The sequence below is a fragment of the Archangium primigenium genome (genome assembly GCF_016904885.1).
In the GTDB taxonomy this organism is placed as follows: domain Bacteria; phylum Myxococcota; class Myxococcia; order Myxococcales; family Myxococcaceae; genus Cystobacter; species Cystobacter primigenius.
On the sequence record NZ_JADWYI010000001.1, the window covers coordinates 7,867,810 to 7,883,152 of the forward strand.

Below are 15,343 nucleotides of genomic sequence, written 5' to 3' on the forward strand. Positions count from 1 at the left end.
TGCCAGCGAGCGACGCGCCGGATTCGAGAGAAGGGACGGAGGAGGGAGCTGCTTCGGAAGACGCCCCCCTCGTGTGGCCCGGTGCCCACACGGTGGCCAACGAGCCACGGTCCGCGGAGAGCGGAGGGGTCCAGACGGAGCGAGACCCTAGGGCGGCGTCCAGGCGCCGGTCAACGCGGAGCGCCCCCTCGGCGGACAATGAAAGCGCATGACATCCCCAACCCGTGACTCCTAGGGTCCGCCGCATGGAACGAAGGGAACAAGCCCGCCGGATCCCCGTCCTGGGCGCGCTGACACTCCTCTCGGCGCTCTTCTGTGGCTGCGTATCGGCAGGGGGGCGTCGGGTCCGCCGCCCGAGGCGAGCCCCCGTCACGCCGGGGAGATGACCCCCGAGGTCAGGTCCCCATCCCCTCGGGAACTCCACCGGCATGTCCTCGTCCTCCGAGCGTCCTCCGGGGAGCGCATCACGCACGCGTGGCTTCCGCTCGCGCAGGTCGACCTTTCGCGCGACGCCATCCGCCCACGCGCCCAGGGAGCCTCCAGGCAGGTGGTGCGCGTGGCGGCCCGCCCACGCGATTGCCACGAGGAACTCAACACCTGCATCGACACATGCATGGCCCGACCGCTGTCGGACGACGACGCCCACATCACGACGGGTGGAGCCAAGAGGAGGCATTGCAGAAATGGGTGCTGGCAGCCCTATCTGGATTGCGAGGAAGTCCAGCGCCTCTTGCCTCGGGAGTTCTCGGCCACGGCCCCCGCGATTGAGTGGTTGAAGCGCCACCGCGACGAAGTCCTGGCGGGAAGCATCATCGTGATCGCCGGCGTGGCGTTCGTCGTGGCATTTCCCCCAGGAGCCCTGCTGGCCTTGAGCCCGGCGACCCTCCTCGCGGCGGTTCCTTCCGCGCCCGAGTGCCTCCACGAGCAGATCCTCCCATGACGATCTTCGACCGACTCCTCGAAGCGCAGCAACTCCTCGGCAAGAACCGCGAAGCGGCGCTCTCTCCGGAGGAGAAGAAACGATACCAGCTCGCCATGGACGCGCTCTGGTTCGTCTGGAGCAATGGCCAGGCGTACGCGTTCGAGGATTATCTCAAGGACAGCGAAGCCCAAGCCCCCCATCGGGTCATCGCCGCATTCAATACCCGAGACGAAGCGGACGCCTGGCTCAAGACACAAAGCAGACCTCCCGATCTGGCGCTCGTCCTGATCGGGGACGCGTACCACATCGTCCTCTCCTCCAAGGATGGGGCGCGCTGCGCCCTCGTGCCCGACTCCGATATGGAATACCACCTCGAGGAGCTGATGAAGGCCGGCGTCCCCGCCCCGGAGGCCACGTTCCCCACGCGGGAGGAGGCGATGGCCTGGTTCAACCGCCAAACCGAGCCCGCGGCGCAGACCGTCCTCCAGATTGCCGGCGCGAACTACCTCGCGGTGTACTACCGCAACCTCCAGCACCGCGCCCTGTTTCCCTTCACGCTCGTCGAGCGCCTGCATGAGCGAAGGCGGCGGCGCGAGCGGGAAGGCCAGGGCGAATAGCCACGGCGAGGCCCGGCGCCAGGCGCTAAGGTGCCGGGCCCATGTCCCTGCCCATCCGGCTCGTCTTGATGCGACCGCGCAACGCGGAGAACCTGGGCGCGGCCGCCCGGGCCATGAAGAACTGTGGCCTCGCCGAGTGGACCTGGGTCCATCCCGAGGCCGAGGACCTCGGCCCCGCGCGCCGGCTCGCCGTGCACGCCGAGGACGTGCTGGAGGCCTCGGGCCGGGCGGACTCGCTCGACGCGGCCGTGGCCGACTGCGTCTGGGTGGTGGGCACCAGCTCGCGCAAGGTGGAGGGCAAGCGGCGCCTGTCCCCCCGGGCCGTGGCGGAGGAGATGGTGCGGCGCGCGGCCCAGGGCCCCGTGGCGCTCGTCTTCGGGGACGAGCGCAGCGGCCTCACCAACGCCGAGGTGGAGCGCTGCCATGACCTGTCCGCCGTGCCCACCGCGCCCGAGCAGCCCTCCATCAACCTCGCCCAGGCGGTGCTGCTCTACGCCTACGAGCTGCGCATCGCCACGCTCGACGCCGCCCCACCTCCGCCGGCCCCCCTGCCCCGGGCCGCCACCGACACGGAGCTGACCCGGGTGGAGTCCGCCCTGGAGGCGGCGCTCGTGGCCGGCGGCTTCCTGGTGGACGCCCAGGCCCGGGGCCGCCCCGCCCTGCGCGAGCTCTTCGCCCCCTTGCGCCGCTCGCGCCTGACCCACAAGGAGGCGGGCCTGTGGCTCGCCGCCCTGCACACCCTGGCCAAGCGCCCGCGCTGAAGCAGGCAGCCCGTCAACCGGCCGACGTCCTCCTCCCGGGAACCCTTCCCGGTCGTCCCTACCTTGTGGACAGAAGCTTCACGACAGGAGGAGCGAGCCATGCAGCACATGCCCTACGAACGGATGAACCTGGAGGACGGGCCCGACGAGGACAGGCCCGGGCAGCGCTCCGGGCGGAGCGCCGAGGCGGAGCAGGACTGGGAGCCCAAGCGCACGCCGCTGTCGGCCGAGGGGGACGGCGAGAAGGAGCGGGAGATGCCCGGCGGGGAGCCCGGCCGGACCCCTGGCTCGGCCGAGGGCGAGGACTTCGACGAGGAACCCTCGCGACAATAGGTCCGCGCCGCTACAGTGGCCCCGCGCCATGTCCCGAAAGCCCCCGCCTCGCCGCTCCGCTCCGCAGTTGACCAAGCAGCTCGCCAATCCCGGGCGGTGGGAGGGCAAGGCCAAGCCAGACTGGCTCGCGCGGGCCATCGCCCGGGCGGGGGTCCTGCCCCAGGAGGACGCCCAGGCCGCCATCGAGGCCGGCCGCGTCACGGTGAATGGCCGGGTGGTCAAGCAGCACCTGGCCCCCGTGCCCCCGGGCGCCACCGTGAAGGTGGACGGGGTGCCGCTGCCCACGGCCGCCCCCACGCGGGTGCTCGCCTTCCACAAGCCCGCCGAACTGCTCACCTCCACGGTGGGCCAGCACCGCGTGGGCACCGTCTTCGAGGTGCTCCTGCCCCAACTGCCACAGGACCTGGCGCGCTTCACCTGGCACGCGGTGGGCCGGCTGGACCGGGGCACCACGGGGCTCCTGCTCTTCACCAATGACGAGAAGCTGCTCGCGCACGTGACGTCCCCGGACTCCCGGCTGCCCAAGCGCTACGTGGCCACGGTGTTCAGCGAGGCGGACGACGAGAAGGTGGAGCCCCTGCGCCGCGGCATGACGCTGGACGATGGCGAGCGCCTGCGGCCCGCCGGGGTGACCGTGCGCGACCCCCACACCGTGGAGGTCACCGTCACCGAGGGCCGCAACCACCAGGTCAAGCGCATGCTCGGCGAGGTGGGGCTGCCCGTCCGGGCCCTGCACCGCGAGGCCGTGGGCGGGGTGACCCTGGACGTCGCCGAGGGCACCTGGCGCCCGCTCACCGACGCCGAGGTGTCCGAGGGCCTGGGCTACCCGCCCCCCGCCTAGGACGGGGGCGCCGCCACCCCGCCTGGCCCCCGGGCAATCGCCGCTCCGGGAGTGGACACGTGAAGCATTCCGCACGTCCGGGCGTTAGATATCCGCGTCACTGGTAGACGATGTAGGCGTGGCTCCTCCAGCGGCCACGCGACCAGGGGGGGCTTCCCCTCGGGGCCCGGAGAGAGTAGACGGCTCACCGGTTTCAGGCCGATTTGGCTGGAAACTTCAAGCTTCGGGAAGTAAGGGCGCCCCCTGCCCTGTTCCCGCTGGACGTTCTCACAGCACCCCACAAGAAGGACCGACTCACGTGGCCACCCAAGTTCCCATCGAAAAGGTTCGTAACATCGGCATCTCCGCCCACATCGACTCGGGCAAGACGACGCTCTCCGAGCGCATCCTCTTCTACACGGGCCGCATCCACGAGATTCACGAGGTTCGTGGCAAGGACGGCGTGGGCGCGAAGATGGACTCGATGGATCTGGAGCGTGAGAAGGGCATCACGATCCAGTCCGCCGCCACGTACGCGATGTGGGGCGACTACAACATCAACCTGATCGACACCCCCGGACACGTGGACTTCACCATCGAGGTGGAGCGTGCCCTGCGTGTGCTCGACGGCGCCATCCTGGTGCTCTGCTCGGTGTCGGGCGTGCAGTCCCAGTCCATCACCGTGGACCGGCAGATGAAGCGCTACCGGGTTCCCCGCATCGCGTTCGTCAACAAGATGGACCGCGCGGGCGCCAACTATCAGCGCGTCGCCGCCCAGCTCAAGGAGAAGCTCGGCCACCACCCGGTGCGGCTGCAGCTGCCCATCGGCGCCGAGGACAAGTTCCAGGGCCTCATCGACCTCATCCAGATGAAGGCGTTCTACTTCGACGGCGAGTCGGGTGAGGACATCCGCGAGGAGGCCATCCCGGCCGAGCTCATGGACCAGGCCCAGGCGGACCGCAAGGAGATGATCGAGAAGCTGGCCGACGTGGACGACACGCTCGGTGAGCTGTTCCTGTCCGACGCCGAGATCACCCAGGAGCAGATCATGGGTGCGGTGCGCCGCGCCACCATCGCGCTCAAGATGACCCCGGTCATGTGCGGCTCGGCCTACAAGAACAAGGGCGTGCAGCTCCTGCTCAACGCCATCTGCTCGTTCCTGCCCAACCCCTCCGAGGTCACCAACGAGGCGCTGGACCAGAAGAACAACGAGGCGAAGGTCATCCTCGAGTCCGACGCGAACAAGCCCTTCGTGGGCCTGGCGTTCAAGCTGGAAGACGGCCGCTACGGTCAGCTGACCTACATGCGCGTCTACCAGGGCAAGGTGTCCAAGGGCGACTTCATCATCAACCAGGCCAACCAGAAGAAGGTCAAGGTCCCCCGCATCGTTCGCATGCACTCGAACGAGATGAACGACATCAACGAGGGCTACGCCGGCGACATCATCGCGCTGTTCGGCGTGGAGTGCGCCTCGGGCGACACGTTCACCGACGGCACCGTGCAGTACACGATGACGTCCATGTTCGTGCCGGACGCCGTCATCTCGCTGGCCGTCGCGCCCAAGAGCCGCGACGCCCAGGCCAACTTCTCCAAGGCCCTCAACCGCTTCACCAAGGAAGACCCCACCTTCCGCGTGCACCGGGACGAGGAGTCCGCCCAGACCATCATCCGGGGCATGGGCGAGCTGCACCTGGAGATCTACATCGAGCGCATGAAGCGCGAGTACCAGTGCGAGGTCGTCGCCGGTAAGCCCCAGGTGGCCTACCGCGAGACCATCTCGCAGAAGGGCGAGTTCGCCTACACGCACAAGAAGCAGACCGGTGGTTCGGGTCAGTTCGCGCGCGTGTGCGGCTACGTCGAGCCCCTGCCTTCCGACGCCGTGCAGCAGTACGAGTTCGTGGACGACATCGTGGGCGGTTCCATCCCCCGCGAGTTCATCCCGGCGTGCGACAAGGGCTTCACCGAGGCGGTGAAGAAGGGCTCGCTCATCGGCTTCCCCGTCGTGGGCATCCGCGTCGTCATCAACGACGGCGCGTTCCACGCGGTGGACTCGTCCGAAATGGCGTTCAAGACCGCCGCCATCATGGGCTTCCGCGAGGGGTATGAGGCCGCCAAGCCCATCATCCTCGAGCCGATGATGAAGGTGGAAGTGCAGGCCCCGACGGACTTCCAGGGCTCGGTGGTGGGTCAGATCAACCAGCGCCGTGGCACCATCCTCGACACCAGCTCGGCCGAGGGTTACGTGACGGTGGTGGCCGAGGTGCCGCTGAACAACATGTTCGGCTACTCCACGGACCTGCGCTCCGCCACCCAGGGCAAGGGCGAATACACGATGGAGTTCGCCAAGTACTCGCCCGTGCCGAAGAACGAGTCCGAGGCGCTGATGGCCGCCTACCGCGAGAAGCTCAAGGCGGAGCAGGACGCGCGCAAGTAGTTCCGGTGTTGTTCCAAGCCTGATTCAACTGGCTGTTGAAGGAAGGCGCCTCCCCCGGGGGCGCCTTCTTTTTTTCCGGGGCCCGCGCGCGCACTCCCGCCGCACGGGCCCCCCCGGGGACCTCCCTTCCCCTCTTTTTGAGATGCCATGACTTTCGAAGATCTGAAGCTCGCCGAGCCCCTGCTGCGCGCCGTGAAGGCCGAGGGGTACTCCACCCCCACCCCCATCCAGCAGCAGGCCATTCCCCACGCGCTCGAGGGCAAGGACGTGCTCGGCTGCGCGCAGACGGGCACCGGCAAGACGGCGGCGTTCACCCTGCCCATCCTCCAGCGGCTGTCCGTGGGCCGCCCCCCGCCCCCCGCGCGCGGCCGGCCCATCCGCGCGCTCGTGCTCAGCCCCACGCGTGAGCTCGCCGCGCAGATTGGCGACAGCGTCAAGGCCTATGGCCGCCACACCGGCCTCACCTCCGCCGTCATCTTCGGCGGCGTGGGCCAGAACGCCCAGGAGCAGGCGCTCAAGAGCGGCGTGGACGTGCTCGTGGCCACCCCGGGCCGCCTGTTGGATCTGATGAACCAGGGCTTCGTGTCCTACAAGTCGCTGGAGGTGTTCGTCCTCGACGAGGCGGACCGCATGCTGGACATGGGCTTCATCCATGACGTCAAGCGCGTCATCGCCGCCCTGCCCCGCCAGCGCCAGACGCTGTTCTTCTCGGCCACCATGCCGCCGGAGATCCAGGGCCTGGCCAACAGCATCCTGGTCAAGCCGGTGCGCGTGGAGGTGACGCCGGTGGCCACCACCGCGGAGACCATCGACCAGCGCCTGTACTTCGTGGAGAAGGAGAAGAAGCGCAGCCTGCTCGTGCACCTGCTGCAGAGCGACACGAACATCCAGCGCGCGCTCGTCTTCACCCGCACCAAGCACGGCGCCAACCGCGTCGCGCGGCACCTGCAGGGCGCGGGCATCGGCGCCGAGCCCATCCACGGCAACAAGAGCCAGAACGCGCGCGAGCGGGCGCTGGCGGCCTTCAAGTCCGGCGCCTGCCGGGTGCTGGTGGCCACGGACATCGCCGCGCGGGGCATCGACATCGACGGCATCTCGCACGTCATCAACTTCGACCTGCCCAACGTGCCCGAGACGTACGTGCACCGCATCGGCCGCACGGGCCGCGCGGGCGCCACGGGCATCGCCCTGTCCTTCTGCGATGGCGAGGAGCGCGCGTACCTCAAGGACATCGAGCGCACCATCCGCCGGCGCGTGCCCGTGGTGGAGGCCGGTCCCTACCGCGTCACCCAGACGCCCGCGGCCGGGCCGGACGAGCGCGAGGACGATCACGACGAGGAGCGGGACACCCCGCGCGGCGGCCAGCGCCCGCCGCAGCGTCAGGCCCGCGCCCACACCCCCGGCACGAGCGCGCCCCGCGGCGGCAACCCGCCCCGGAGCGAGTCGCGCGGCGGCGGTAATGGTGGCGGTGGCCGCGGCGGCGAGGGCAACCGGAGCGGGGGCAGTGGCCGCGGTGGCAATGGCGGCGGCCGGGGTGGCAATGGCGGCGGTCGCGGCGGTGGTGGTGGTGGAGGCGGCGGCCGGGGTGGCAGTGCCGGTGGCCGGGACTCGCGAGAGGCCCGCGCGCCGCGCTCGGATCGGTCCGCCTCGGGAGGCCAGGCCCCCGCGGACAAGCGCTCCCCGGCACCCGCTCCGGCGGCGCCGGCCGCCGCTTCTCAGCGGCCTCGCGCCCCCAAGTGGTTGTAAAGAAGGCGCCGTCCTTCTGAACCCGCCGTCCCCTCCGAGATCTCCGTGACCCTGCTCCGCGCCGCCGATGTCCAACTCTCCTTCGGCAGCCGTACCGTCTTCCAGGGGCTGACGCTCACGATCGAGGAGGGCGAGCGCGTGGGCCTCATCGGCGTGAACGGCTCGGGCAAGTCCTCGCTGATGAAGATCCTGGCGGGGGCGGCCCGGGCGGACGCGGGCGAGTTGCAGTTGCGCCGCGGCTCGCGCGTCACCTACCTGCCGCAGGAGCCCGAGTTCGCCCCGGGCGCCACGGTGGCCGCCGAGCTGAGCGTGGCGCAGGGGCCCCTCAAGGAGGCCCTGGCGCTCCAGACGGAGCTCACCCAGCGCCTGGAGACCACGCCGCCCGCGGGCCAGGAGAAGCTCATGGAGCAGCTGGCCACGGTGACGGACCGCATCGAGCAGCTGGGCGGCTACGACACCGAGCACCACGCCAAGACGCTGCTCGACCGCCTGGGCGTCAAGGACTGGGACCGGCCCGTGGCGGAGCTGTCCGGCGGCCTGCGCAAGCGCGTGGCCATCGCCCGCGCGCTGCTCACCCGGCCCGAGCTGCTCATGCTGGACGAGCCCACCAACCACCTGGACGCGGACACGGTGGACTGGCTCGAGGACGAGCTGGACAAGCTGCCCGGCTCGCTGCTGCTGGTGACGCACGACCGCTACTTCCTCGATGGCCTGGTGGACCGGATCGTGGAGATCCAACCCGGCGGCGGCGTCGTCTCGTACCCGGGCAACTACGAGGCCTACGTGGAGCAGAAGCTGCTCGCGCAGGAGCAGTCGAGCCTCGCCCAGCACAAGCGCGAGCGGTGGATCGCCCAGGAAGTGGCCTGGCTGCGCAAGGGCCCCGAGGCACGCCGCACCAAGAGCAAGGCGCGCATCGACCGGGCACGCAAGCTCATGGAGGAGAAGGGCTTCCAGCGCCCCAAGGTGGCGGGGCTCCAGGTGATGCAGGCGCCCCGGCTCGGCCACACCGTCATCGAGGCCGAGGGCGTGCGCAAGTCCTACGGCGAGCGCGACGTGCTCCAGGGCGTGAACCTGCTGCTGCAGCGCGGCGAGCGCGTGGGGCTCGTGGGCCCCAACGGCGTGGGGAAGACCACCTTCCTGCGCGTGCTGCTCGGGGAGCTGCCGCCGGACTCGGGCAAGGTCGTCATCGGCAAGAACACGAAGATCGCCTACTACGATCAGACGCGCGCCGCGTTGGATCCCGAGCAGACGGTGTACGAGGCGGCCTCGCCGCGCGGGGATGACTGGGTGGAGCTGGGCGATCAGCGCGTGGCCCTGCGCGACTACCTGGACGACCTGCTCTTCCCCGTGCCCATGCAGCGCATGAAGGTGAAGGCGCTGTCGGGCGGCGAGCGCAACCGGCTCCTGCTCGCGCGGCTCTTCCTGGAAGGCGCCAACGTGCTGGTGCTCGACGAGCCCACCAACGACCTGGACATCGTCACCCTCAACATCCTGGAGGGCCTGCTGCTCAACTTCACCGGCAGCGTGCTCCTCGTCACGCACGACCGGTACTTCCTCGACAAGGTGGCCACCTCCGTCCTCGCCTTCGAGGGCGCGGGCAAGGTGACGCGCTACGAGGGCAACTTCACCATGTACAAGCGGCTGCAGGAGCAGCAGCAGGCGAAGCTCGCCGCCGCCACGCCCGCCGCCGCGAAGAAGGCCGAGCCCACCACCCCCGCCGCCGACGCCAAGGCCTCGCGCAAGCCGGGCAAGCTCTCCTACAAGGATCAGCGCGAGCTGGACGGCATGGAGGCCGCCATCGAGGCCGCCGAGGGCCGCAAGGCCGCCCTGGAGGCCCAGCTGCAGGACCCCGGCGTCTACACGAACGGCACCAAGGCCGCCGGCGTGCAGAAGGACCTGGACGCGGCGGTGGCCGAGGTGGACCGCCTCTACACGCGCTGGCAGGAGCTGCAGGACCTGGTCGCCGGCGCCTGACGGCCCCGCTCAGGGAGGCGTGCCCACCAGCCGGTCCTGCTCCCGGCGGATCGCCTCCACCTGGCTCGCCGTCTCGCGCGCCTTCTGGAGCAGCTCCACCGGGTTGGGCACCGCGAGCGCGCCCTCGCCGTCGCGCCCGCCCTTCGCGGGCGGCGTGCCGGACGCCGGGGACTCGGGGGGTTTGACCGCCGGGCGCACCTCCACCTGGGCCGTCACCGCCACCGCCTGGGCGCGGAAGCGCTCGGGCACCTCGTCCCACCCGCGCACGACGTGCATCGTCCCCCGCGCGTCCGGGTAGCGCACCAGCGACGCGCCCGTCTCCCCGAGCACGTGCGCGTCCGGGGGGAAGCCCTCGCCGGAGAAGCCCAGGCGCCAGGCGCGCCCGTCCAGCGCCCGGAACACCACCGCGTCCCCCTCCTCGGTGTAGCGCGCGCCCGGCTCGGCGCCGCCCTCCTCGAGCCAGCGCAGGTGGGGCGTGGGCGTGCGCACCACCCGGGGCGCCGCGCCCAGGTGGGACGCCTTGAGCGCCTGGGCGCGCACGCCATGCAGGTAGAGCGCGGCCACCTCCGCCTCCCGCCCGTCCCGGGAGGACACCGCGGGCCGGGGATCGAGCACCAGCACCGCCTGGCCATCCGCCGAGACGAACGCGTGCTGCTCCGGGGTCGCCAGGCAGGTGGGCCACTCCCACACCACCTCGCGCGTGCCGCCCTCGGTGAGCACCGTCGACACGCTCCGACACCCGCGCGCCCGAGGCGACTCCTGGGGGAACTGCCGCACCTCGGCGCGCCCGTCGGCCGAGCGCGCGAGCCCGTTCCACCCCGCCGAGGGCACCACCGGCGCGGGGACGGGCGCGGGGGCCTCGGGAACGGAGGGGGCGGGCGCTGGCGCGGGCGCCACGACGGGCGGGGACACGGCGGGCGCCGGGGACGTGGACGGAGAACAACCGCTCAACAGCACCGCCACCACGAGACTCCGCCCGCGCATTGCGCCCCCTGAGTGCCGACCTCCGGCGGACGGGAGCCTACACCACCTCAGGCGGGGATGTCCGACACGCTCCGGGGCTCCACGCGGGGCGCCAGGTTCATCTCGTGCCGGAAGCGCGAGGACGCCTCGTAGGCGTGGCGGCGCACGCGCATGATCGAGCCCAGGGGCCGGTGGGCCTCCACGCAGTGCCAGGGGTTGAAGGACAGCACGTCATCCCCGTAGACGCGGCGCGCGGGGCTGCGGACGTCCTGACGCGGCAGGGTGAGGGTCGCCACGGCCTCATGGGGCGAGAGCGCCTCGGGCCAGACCACCGACGCGTCCTCCACCGGCATCCGCCCGAGGTCCGTGCACAGCTGGGCCCGCAGCTCGTAGCGCGCCTCGTGCTCGCGGAAGAAGGTGACCACCCGGTCCGTCAGCGTGGAGAAGTCCGCCTCCGTGTCGCCGCGGATCGTCTCGCCCGCGAGCCGGCGCACCTCGTCGGACAGCGGCGCGGCGCTGAGCTTGGCCAGGTAGTCCCCGAAGCGCAGGGCCGCCATGCTGTGGAACGTCTGCCCGAGCAGGTGCGTGTTGGGCGTGCCCAGGGCCTTCACGGTCTCGTTCTCCACGCCCACGGCCCCGAGCACGTGTTTGGCGCCCCGCAGCACCGCCGACGTCACCTGCTTGGACAAATCCGAGGAGCCCGAGCGCCGCTCCGCGAACGACTGGGCCTTGAGGTAGGCCTTCACGTGCCCGAAGGGAATCACCGGGTGGTTGACCAGCAGGAAGTCCTGCGTCGTCTCCTCGCGGTGCTCCGGCAGCACCTTGGGCCCCGGCACGCCCAGCACCTTGATGGCCAGGCCGCGCAGGGACGGGATGGCATCGCTCTGGATGTCCCCGGGCGCCGAGGACAGGCGCACCACGACGGGATACTCGCGCGGCTCGGCGAAGAGGCCCTGGCGCAGGTGCGCGGGCAGGCCCTCCTTCACCGTGAGCGTGCCCACCAGGAGGCCGTGGCTCTTGGCGTGGGCGTCCCGGGTGGCGTGGCCGTGCCGCTCGAAGGTGGCGCGGTTCACCCGGCTCATCGACTCGACGATCCGCTGGATGACCTCCGCCTCGTCCGGCTGGAGGACTTCCACGGCATCGCTGTAACGCACATACGGGCGGGTGTCGGACATGGCTTCCTTCTTCCTCCCCCCAGGGGGAGCGCTGGGACTGAGAAGGGCACCCTGCCCGGCTCCGGCCCGGGAGTCTGTCGCGCCCACGACAGTGCCGTGCGACGCGGCGCGTCAGAATCCGCTGAGCACGGCCTTGCCAATGGCCCGGCCGCTCTCGAGCAGGGCATGGGCGCGCTTGAGGTTGGCCGCGTTGATGGTGCCCAGGTGGTCGCGCATCGTGGTGCGCAGCACGCCGGCGTCCACCAGGTCCGCCACCTCGTTGAGCAGCTGGTGCTGGGCGATCATGTCGGGCGTCTGGAAGCGGTGGCGCGTGAACATGAGCTCCCAGTGCAGCGCGGCGCTCTTGCCCTTGAGCAGGGAGATGTCGAGCGGCGTCTTGGGGTCGTCGATGATGCAGAGGGCGCCCTGGGGCTTGAGCGCGTCGGCCAGGTCGGCGAAGTGCTTCTCCGTCTGGGTGAGCGCGAGCACGTAGTCCACGCCCTGGGGGCTGTGGGCCTTGATTTGAGCGGCCATGGGCTGGCGGTGGTCCACGACGTGGTGGGCGCCGAGCTGGCGCACCCAGTCCTGGGTCTCGGCGCGCGAGGCGCTGGCGAACACGGTGAGGCCGGTGAGCCGGCGCGCCAGCTGGATGGCGATGGAGCCCACGCCGCCCGCGCCGCCCACGATGAGCACCGAGCCCGCGTCGGGCTTCTTGCCGTAGGGCACCTTGAGCCGGTCGAACAGCATCTCCCAGGCGGTGATGGCGGTGAGCGGCAGGGCGGCGGCCTGGGCGAAGTCCAGCGACGCGGGCTTGCGGCCCACGACGCGCTCGTCCACCAGGTGCAGCTCGGCGTTGGTGCCCGAGCGCTCGATGGCGCCCGCGTAGAAGACGGCGTCCCCGGCCTTGAACAGGCGCGCGTCCGGCCCCACCGCCACCACCGTGCCCGCGGCGTCCCAGCCCAGCACCTTGTCCGCGCCCTTGGGGTCCACGTTGGTGCGGATCTTCGTGTCCACCGGGTTCACCGAGATGGCCTCGATGCGCACGAGCAAATCCCTGCCCGTGGGGGCCGGGGGGTGGGGCAGCTCGATATCGAGGAGGCTCTCGGCGTGGTCGAGGGGGTGGCGCTGACGGTAGGCGATGGCTTTCATGGACGGCGCTCCAGGGTGAGGCGGACGGGGCACAATCTGGCGCCGGGCCGCGCGTTCCGGAATCGACATTTGCGCATGGGCGGTATTCGATTCCGCATGGGCTCTCGCCGACCCCGGGGCGTGGTCTCCGCCAACTGGGATGATCTCAAGGTGTTCCTCGCCGTGGCCCGGGCGGGCTCGCTCGTGGGCGCGGCCAGGCGCCTGGGCCAGACCCAGCCCACCATGGGCCGCCGCCTCTACGCGCTGGAGGAGGCCGTGGGGCACAAGCTCCTGCGCCGCGACGCGGAGGGCTTCAGCCTCACCCAGGCGGGCGCCGCGGTGCTCGCGCACGCCGAGCGCATGGAGGAAGAGGCGCTCGCCTTCGAGCGGCGGCTGGCCGGCCAGGCCGAGGAACTCGGCGGCATGCTGCGCGTGTCCAGCTCGGACTGGTTCGCCACCCACGTGCTGGCCCCCGTGGTGGCCCGCTTCAGCCAGCGCCACCCGCGCGCCGTGGTGGAGCTCGTCACCGACACGCGCCTGGTGAGCCTGAGCCGCCGGGAGACGGACCTGGGCTTCCGCTTCCTGCGCTTCCAGGAGCCGGACGTCCTGCAGAAGCGGCTCATGCACGTGGCCTACGAGGCCTACGCCTCCCCCGCCTACCTCGCGCGCCACGGCGTCCCCTCGCCCACCACCGGCGGCGAGGGCCACGCGCTCATCACCATGGACACGGCCTTCAGCGAACTGGCCGACGTGGGCTGGCTCACGCGCAAGCTGCCCGAGGCGCGCTTCGCCGGCCGCAGCAACAACCGGGACGTGCAGGCGCGCCTGTGCGCCGCGGGCGCGGGCATCGCCGTGCTGCCCCGGCAGGTGGGCGAGGCCACCCCGGGCCTGGAGCGGGTGTGGCTCGACGAGCCGCCCCCCGGCCGGGACGTGTGGGCGGGCTACCACCGGGACCTGCACCGCCTGCCCTTGTTGCGCGCGCTGCTGGAGACCGTCACGGGAGCGCTCGCCTCGGGCGGCGCCCCCGCGTCCGGGTGAGCCTCAGGGCAGGGGCCGCGACTGGAGCGACGGCGCGCCCGGCATGCTCGGCCAGCCGTTGCTCCACACGATGGCGTCCACGAGCATCACGCGCGCGGAATGGGCCGCGTTCCACGCGTGGTAGACCATGACGGACGTGCCCGAGGGCGAGGTGACGACCGAGCCGTGGCCCGGGCCTTCCCAGCCCGACACCGTCTTGAGGATGGGGGCGCTCGCCTTGGTGTAGGGGCCCAGGGGGCTCGTGGCGCGCGCCACGCCAATGGCGTAGCGGCCGTCGTAGTAGGCGTTGCCGCTGTAGAACAGGTAGTAGTAGCCGTCACGCGCCACGACCCACGGCGCCTCCACCACCCCGCCCTCCCACGAGCGGTCGTTGGTCATCAGCGTCACCCGGCTGCCCGTGAGCGCCAGGCCATCCGCCGACAGCGCCTGGGCGTAGAGGGGCGTCTTCTGGCCCACGGCGTTGCCGTCCGCCTTCCACACCAGGTACTTCGTGCCCGCCGTGTCGGTGAAGAACGTGGCGTCGATCATGCCCATGTTCACGTCGTGCACGAGCGGCCGGCCCAGGTCGGTGAAGGGCCCGAGCGGGCTCGAGGCCGAGGCGGCGCCGATGGACAGCACGCCGTTGGTGTGGCGCGCCGTGTAGTAGGCGATGTAGCGCGAGCCCACGCGGTGGATCTCCGGCGCCCAGAAGTCCCCCTTGGCCCACGAGGGCCGCGTGCCCGAGGGGAAGATGTGGCCCGCGCCCGTCCAGGTGATGAGGTCCGAGGAGGTGCGGATGGGGAACGCCGCCGCGGCGCCGCCCGAGGTGCACACCGCGATGTACTTGCCCCCGTCGAAGATGACGCCCGGGTCCGCGCAGTCCGTGGGGAACACGGGGTTGGTGTAGAGCCCGCCACAGCCCGTGTACCGGAACGACATGGCACAGCCGTTGGCGCCGGTGAAGTAGGGCTTCCAGCCGTTGGACAGCACGCCGTAGGAGTTGCTGCCCTCGTTGACGCACGCGCGGTCCCAGAACACGCGCCCGCCCGCGTCGTCGTACGTCCCCGTGCCGGCGCGGATCCACTTGGGGCCGTAGGTGATGCGCGTGCCGCACGTCTGCGCGCCCGAGCAGTCCGAGTCGAACGCCATCACACACGCGTTGTTGCCCGTGAAGTAGGGCTTCCAGCCGTTGGACAGCACCGCGTAGGAGTTGCTGCCCTCGTTGACGCAGGTGCCATCCCACGTCACCGCGCCGCTGGCGACGTCCACCATGGACTCGCGTCCCGGGTGGATCCACGCGCTGCCGTACGTGATGCGGGTGGAGCACGCGAGCGGCGCCTGGGACATGCCCACCCCCTCCTCGCCCGTGCGCGTCTCCTCACCACCACAGCCCAGGCCAGACAGCGCGGCCCCCATGACGCCCACTGCCGCCAGCCACTGATGGGTCTTCTTCAAGCGAAACCTCCTCGAATCC

General features: G+C 71.2%; 13 protein-coding genes. 9 read left to right on the forward strand and 4 right to left on the reverse strand.

Annotation, left to right across the window (positions count from 1 at the left end; translation table 11 throughout):
• Nucleotides 1-613: 613 nt before the first annotated feature.
• From I3V78_RS32325 to I3V78_RS32360, 8 genes are all read left to right on the forward strand, one after another.
• Entirely contained in the window at nt 614-940 is a 327-nt protein-coding gene (locus tag I3V78_RS32325) for a hypothetical protein (protein ID WP_204493652.1), read from the forward strand.
• Complete coding sequence (locus I3V78_RS32330) at nt 937-1,539, forward strand: head protein (protein ID WP_204493654.1); 603 nt, start codon at nt 937-939, stop codon at nt 1,537-1,539. The genes I3V78_RS32325 and I3V78_RS32330 overlap by 4 nt, the downstream gene beginning before the upstream one ends.
• A gap of 41 nt (nt 1,540-1,580) precedes the next feature.
• Entirely contained in the window at nt 1,581-2,300 is a 720-nt protein-coding gene (locus tag I3V78_RS32335; RefSeq protein WP_204493656.1) for an RNA methyltransferase, read from the forward strand.
• A 99-nt stretch (nt 2,301-2,399) separates the two neighbouring features.
• Nucleotides 2,400-2,633 carry a hypothetical protein gene (locus tag I3V78_RS32340; protein WP_239576821.1) on the forward strand — a complete coding sequence of 78 codons (234 nt, stop codon included), beginning with the start codon at nt 2,400-2,402 and terminating at the stop codon, nt 2,631-2,633.
• 28 nt (nt 2,634-2,661) lie between these two features.
• Nucleotides 2,662-3,474: a pseudouridine synthase gene (locus I3V78_RS32345; protein WP_204493658.1), complete on the forward strand. Its 813-nt coding sequence runs from the start codon at nt 2,662-2,664 to the stop codon at nt 3,472-3,474.
• Nucleotides 3,475-3,772: 298 nt separating this feature from the next.
• Nucleotides 3,773-5,887 carry an elongation factor G gene (gene fusA / locus I3V78_RS32350; RefSeq protein ID WP_204493661.1) on the forward strand — a complete coding sequence of 705 codons (2,115 nt, stop codon included), beginning with the start codon at nt 3,773-3,775 and terminating at the stop codon, nt 5,885-5,887.
• 147 nt (nt 5,888-6,034) lie between these two features.
• Complete coding sequence (locus tag I3V78_RS32355; RefSeq protein ID WP_204493664.1) at nt 6,035-7,633, forward strand: DEAD/DEAH box helicase; 1,599 nt, start codon at nt 6,035-6,037, stop codon at nt 7,631-7,633.
• Nucleotides 7,634-7,678: 45 nt separating this feature from the next.
• A complete protein-coding gene (locus I3V78_RS32360; RefSeq protein WP_204493666.1) occupies nt 7,679-9,607 on the forward strand; it encodes an ATP-binding cassette domain-containing protein in 1,929 nt (642 codons plus the stop codon).
• Between the two features lie 9 nt (nt 9,608-9,616).
• Here the strand turns inward: I3V78_RS32360 and I3V78_RS32365 are convergent, their stop codons facing one another.
• From I3V78_RS32365 to I3V78_RS32375, 3 genes are all read right to left on the reverse strand, one after another.
• Complete coding sequence (locus I3V78_RS32365; RefSeq protein ID WP_204493669.1) at nt 9,617-10,591, reverse strand: hypothetical protein; 975 nt, start codon at nt 10,589-10,591, stop codon at nt 9,617-9,619.
• 47 nt (nt 10,592-10,638) lie between these two features.
• Nucleotides 10,639-11,745, reverse strand: coding sequence for a catalase family protein (locus I3V78_RS32370; RefSeq protein WP_204493671.1), 1,107 nt, complete (start codon nt 11,743-11,745; stop codon nt 10,639-10,641).
• Nucleotides 11,746-11,856: 111 nt separating this feature from the next.
• Nucleotides 11,857-12,873, reverse strand: a complete 1,017-nt coding sequence (locus tag I3V78_RS32375) for a zinc-binding alcohol dehydrogenase family protein (protein ID WP_204493673.1) — start codon at nt 12,871-12,873, stop codon at nt 11,857-11,859.
• Between the two features lie 96 nt (nt 12,874-12,969).
• Here I3V78_RS32375 and I3V78_RS32380 point away from each other — a divergent pair, with 96 nt between their 5' ends.
• Nucleotides 12,970-13,890 (forward strand): LysR family transcriptional regulator, encoded by a 921-nt coding sequence (locus I3V78_RS32380; RefSeq protein WP_204493676.1) that lies wholly within the window; start codon nt 12,970-12,972, stop codon nt 13,888-13,890.
• Between the two features lie 3 nt (nt 13,891-13,893).
• On the opposite strand, the gene I3V78_RS32385 is transcribed toward I3V78_RS32380, so the two are convergent.
• Nucleotides 13,894-15,285 carry a glycoside hydrolase family 43 protein gene (locus tag I3V78_RS32385; protein WP_204496878.1) on the reverse strand — a complete coding sequence of 464 codons (1,392 nt, stop codon included), beginning with the start codon at nt 15,283-15,285 and terminating at the stop codon, nt 13,894-13,896.
• Nucleotides 15,286-15,343 lie beyond the last annotated feature (58 nt).

Bases quoted from the DNA above. Each gene is read 5' to 3' on its own strand.
- I3V78_RS32325 (WP_204493652.1), top strand. From the start codon at position 614: ATGGCCCGACCGCTGTCGGACGACGACGCCCACATCACGACGGGTGGA.
- I3V78_RS32330 (WP_204493654.1), top strand. From the start codon at position 937: ATGACGATCTTCGACCGACTCCTCGAAGCGCAGCAACTCCTCGGCAAG.
- I3V78_RS32335 (WP_204493656.1), top strand. From the start codon at position 1,581: ATGTCCCTGCCCATCCGGCTCGTCTTGATGCGACCGCGCAACGCGGAG.
- I3V78_RS32340 (WP_239576821.1), top strand. From the start codon at position 2,400: ATGCAGCACATGCCCTACGAACGGATGAACCTGGAGGACGGGCCCGAC.
- I3V78_RS32345 (WP_204493658.1), top strand. From the start codon at position 2,662: ATGTCCCGAAAGCCCCCGCCTCGCCGCTCCGCTCCGCAGTTGACCAAG.
- I3V78_RS32355 (WP_204493664.1), top strand. From the start codon at position 6,035: ATGACTTTCGAAGATCTGAAGCTCGCCGAGCCCCTGCTGCGCGCCGTG.
- I3V78_RS32365 (WP_204493669.1), bottom strand. From the start codon at position 10,591: ATGCGCGGGCGGAGTCTCGTGGTGGCGGTGCTGTTGAGCGGTTGTTCT.
- I3V78_RS32370 (WP_204493671.1), bottom strand. From the start codon at position 11,745: ATGTCCGACACCCGCCCGTATGTGCGTTACAGCGATGCCGTGGAAGTC.
- I3V78_RS32375 (WP_204493673.1), bottom strand. From the start codon at position 12,873: ATGAAAGCCATCGCCTACCGTCAGCGCCACCCCCTCGACCACGCCGAG.
- I3V78_RS32380 (WP_204493676.1), top strand. From the start codon at position 12,970: ATGGGCTCTCGCCGACCCCGGGGCGTGGTCTCCGCCAACTGGGATGAT.
- I3V78_RS32385 (WP_204496878.1), bottom strand. From the start codon at position 15,285: ATGGGGGCCGCGCTGTCTGGCCTGGGCTGTGGTGGTGAGGAGACGCGC.